This window comes from Trebonia sp., assembly GCF_049794275.1.
Lineage (GTDB): Bacteria > Actinomycetota > Actinomycetes > Streptosporangiales > Streptosporangiaceae > Trebonia.
Map to the genome: position 1 here is coordinate 1 of NZ_JBARCR010000407.1, position 2,983 is coordinate 2,983.

Annotated in this window: 2 protein-coding genes and 2 pseudogenes; 3 read left to right on the forward strand and 1 reads right to left on the reverse strand. The window is 71.1% G+C overall.

Annotated elements, in window-relative coordinates; all coding sequences use genetic code 11:
- The 3 genes and pseudogenes from WA805_RS11130 to WA805_RS11140 form a co-directional block, all read left to right on the forward strand.
- A pseudogene (locus tag WA805_RS11130) lies at nt 1-461 on the forward strand (cupin domain-containing protein); the annotation flags it as partial.
- The gene (locus tag WA805_RS11135; RefSeq protein ID WP_425242301.1) at nt 461-1,174 is read left to right on the forward strand and encodes a maleylpyruvate isomerase family mycothiol-dependent enzyme; all 714 of its coding nucleotides are present in this window, start codon (nt 461-463) and stop codon (nt 1,172-1,174) included. The pseudogene WA805_RS11130 and the gene WA805_RS11135, both read left to right, overlap by 1 nt.
- Nucleotides 1,171-2,403, forward strand: coding sequence for an FAD-dependent oxidoreductase (locus WA805_RS11140; protein ID WP_422270958.1), 1,233 nt, complete (start codon nt 1,171-1,173; stop codon nt 2,401-2,403). Before WA805_RS11135 ends, WA805_RS11140 begins: the two co-directional genes overlap by 4 nt.
- 64 nt (nt 2,404-2,467) lie before the next feature.
- On the opposite strand, the pseudogene WA805_RS11145 reads toward WA805_RS11140, so the two are convergent.
- Nucleotides 2,468-2,983, reverse strand: a pseudogene (locus WA805_RS11145) (hypothetical protein); the annotation flags it as partial.

Sequence of the window (2,983 nt, forward strand, 5' to 3'; positions counted from 1 at the left end):
CGCCGTTGCTGGCGTACCGGTGGGAGTACACCGACCGGGCGCTGGCCGACCAGCTCGCTCTCGAGGCCGAGGGCCATGGCGGCACAGTCGAGCCGGGGCACGCGGCCGTCCGGTTCACCAGCCCCGCCACCGGCGCCGACGTACTGCCGACCATCCGCGCCGAGATGCACCGGATCGCGCGGGGGGCGCAGACCGCGCCGGTCCGCGAGACAGGATCGTCGGTTTACCTGGTCTTCGACGGCTCGGGTACGGTCACCGTCGGGGACAGGTCGTGGGCGGTGACGCGTGGCGACCTGTTCGTGGTGCCGTCGTGGCAGGCGTTCGCGGCGCGTTCGGAAGCGGGCGCCAGCGATTCCGGTTCCGGCGCCCTCGACTTGTTCCGGTTCAGTGACGCGCCGGTCTTCGAAGCCCTCCAGCTCAACCGCGCCCAGGTGGAAGACACAGTGGATAGCACGCCCTGATGGCCGCCGATCTCACCGATGCGCGCCGATGGACGCGGGACGGAACGACGCTGTTCCTCGCGGAGGCGGTCCTCGACGAGGCGGCGCTCGGCGCGCCAAGCGCGCTGCCCGGCTGGACGCGCAGGCACCTGCTCGCGCACGTCGCGGCGAACGCCCAGGCGCTGGGCAACCTCGTGCACTGGGCCGCCACCGGGGAGCCGACGCCGATGTACTCCTCGCCAGGCGACCGGGCCGACGGCATCGAGCGCGGTGCGCTGCTGCCTGACGCTGAGCTCGGTGCGTGGCTGCGCGCGGCGGCGCAGGCGCTGGACGACGCGATGACGAAGCTGAGCGCCGGGCAATGGCAGGCACCGGTGCTGACCGCCCAGGGCCGGACGGTGCCCGCGACCGAGGTGCCATGGCTGCGAGCGCGCGAGATGTACGTGCACGCAGTGGACCTGGCGACCGGGCTTTCTTTCGCGGAGCTGCCCGCCGGCTTCTGCGCCGCGCTGTGCGATGACGTGATCGCGAAACGCCGCAGCGCACCGGGCCCGGCGCTGGTCTTCGCGGCCGCCGACACGGGCGGGCGCTGGGAGTTGCCGGGACAGGGCGAAGGCGGCACGGTCACGCTGGCCGGCCCGCTGGCCGAGATCACCGCGTACCTGACCGGGCGGGCGCACAAGCTCACCACCGCCGGCGGGCAGCCGGCGCCCGTCCTGGGGCCGTGGCTATGAGAAACCGGGACGTGATCGTCGTCGGCGGAGGGATCGGCGGCCTGTCCGCCGGGCTCGCGCTCGCCCGCCAGGGCCTGCGGGTGCGCGTGCTGGAACGCGCCAGGGAGTTCGGCGAGGTCGGGGCGGGGATCCAGATCGCGCCGAACTGCACCAGGCTGCTGCACGAGTACGGGCTGCTGACCGAGGCCACGGCGCTCGGCGTGCTGCCGGACAGCATCATCATGCGGGACGCGCTCGACGGCAGCGAGCTGACCCGCCTGGACCTGGCCGGCCTGCGGCGCCGGTACGGCTTCCCTTACATGGTCATCCACCGCAGCGACCTGCATGGCATATTCCTGCGCGGCTGCGCCCAGGAAGGGGTGGAGCTGCTCACCAGCCAGCTCGTGACGTCCTACGAGAACACACCCGCCGGCGCCCGGGTCGTCCTCGCGGACGGCAGCAGCCAGGACGCGGACGTGGTCATCGCCGCCGACGGCCTGCACTCGGTGGCGCGTCAGCAGCTCATCGGCGACGCCACGGTCAACTCGGCCTACGTCGCCTACCGGGCCGCGCTGCCGATCGACCAGGTCCTCGGCAACGGGATCGCGCGGACCGATGTCGTCGTTTACATCGGGCCGCGCTGCCACTTCGTGCAGTATCCGCTGCGCGGCGGGGAGATGCTCAATCAGGTCGCCGTGTTCCAGTCGCCCAGGGCGCGCGACGGCCGCGAGGACTGGGGCACCCCTGACGAGCTCGACGCGGCCTTCGGGGCCGCCTGCGAGAACGTGCGCAAGGGCATCCCGCTGATGTGGCGGGACCGCTGGTGGCGGATGTACGACCGGGATCCGGTCACCAGCTGGGTGCACGGCCGCGTCGCGCTGCTCGGGGACGCGGCGCATCCGCCGCTGCAGTACATGGCGCAAGGCGCGATCATGGCGATCGAGGACGGCTGGGTGCTCGGCCAGCACGTCGCCAGGGGGGCCGGCTGGGATGCTGCGCTGGCCGCGTATCAGGCGGTGCGCGCCGAGCACTGCCGGCGGGTGGTGCTCACCGCGCGCAAGTGGGGCGACCTGTGGCACCTCGACGGGGCCAAGCGGCTGCAGCGTAACGCCATCCTGTGCGCCCGCGACACCCACGACTACAGCTTCACCGACTGGATCTACGGGCCGACTGCGCTGACGCCGGACCAGGAGCCGCCGTTGTACCCGGACATCCCGCTGGACTCCGTCCAGCCGACCGTGGGTGCTTGAAATCCATGGCGTTTCCGTTGTCATAACCACGGAAACGCCATGGATTTATTGGTTCAGCCGGCGGCTAAGGCTCCGTCTTCTGGTCCAGGATGCGTTGCTTGGCTGCCGAATAGGCAGCGTCGGAAAGCACACCCTGGTCGTGCAGCTCTGCCAGCTTGTGCAGTTGTGATATCCACGACGTCTGGTCATCCGCAGCCGCGGGCGGGGATTGGGCAGGGGCGGGTGACTGAACGGGAGCGGCTGGCGGGGCGGCGGCACCGGGACTGGCTGGAGTCACGGGCTGCTGGCCTGCAGGATTCACCCCGAGCTGACGCCAGAACTGCTCGGCCCGCGTCATGTACCCGGCTTGGGTGAGCCGCCCGGCGCGGAACGAAGCGGTCGCGCCGGACATCGAACGTACATGGCTCAGTTGTGCGCTGCTGAGCTGAAGGCCCCGGCTGCAGACGGGACAGACAAGGTAGTCGTCCGTCCCGTAGGGGACAACGGGCACGAAGTACAGGCGCACCGACTTCTTCGACCGGACGTGGTGGAGGAACACCTGGTTATGACAGTTCGGGCACACGCACGGCGCGACCTCGCC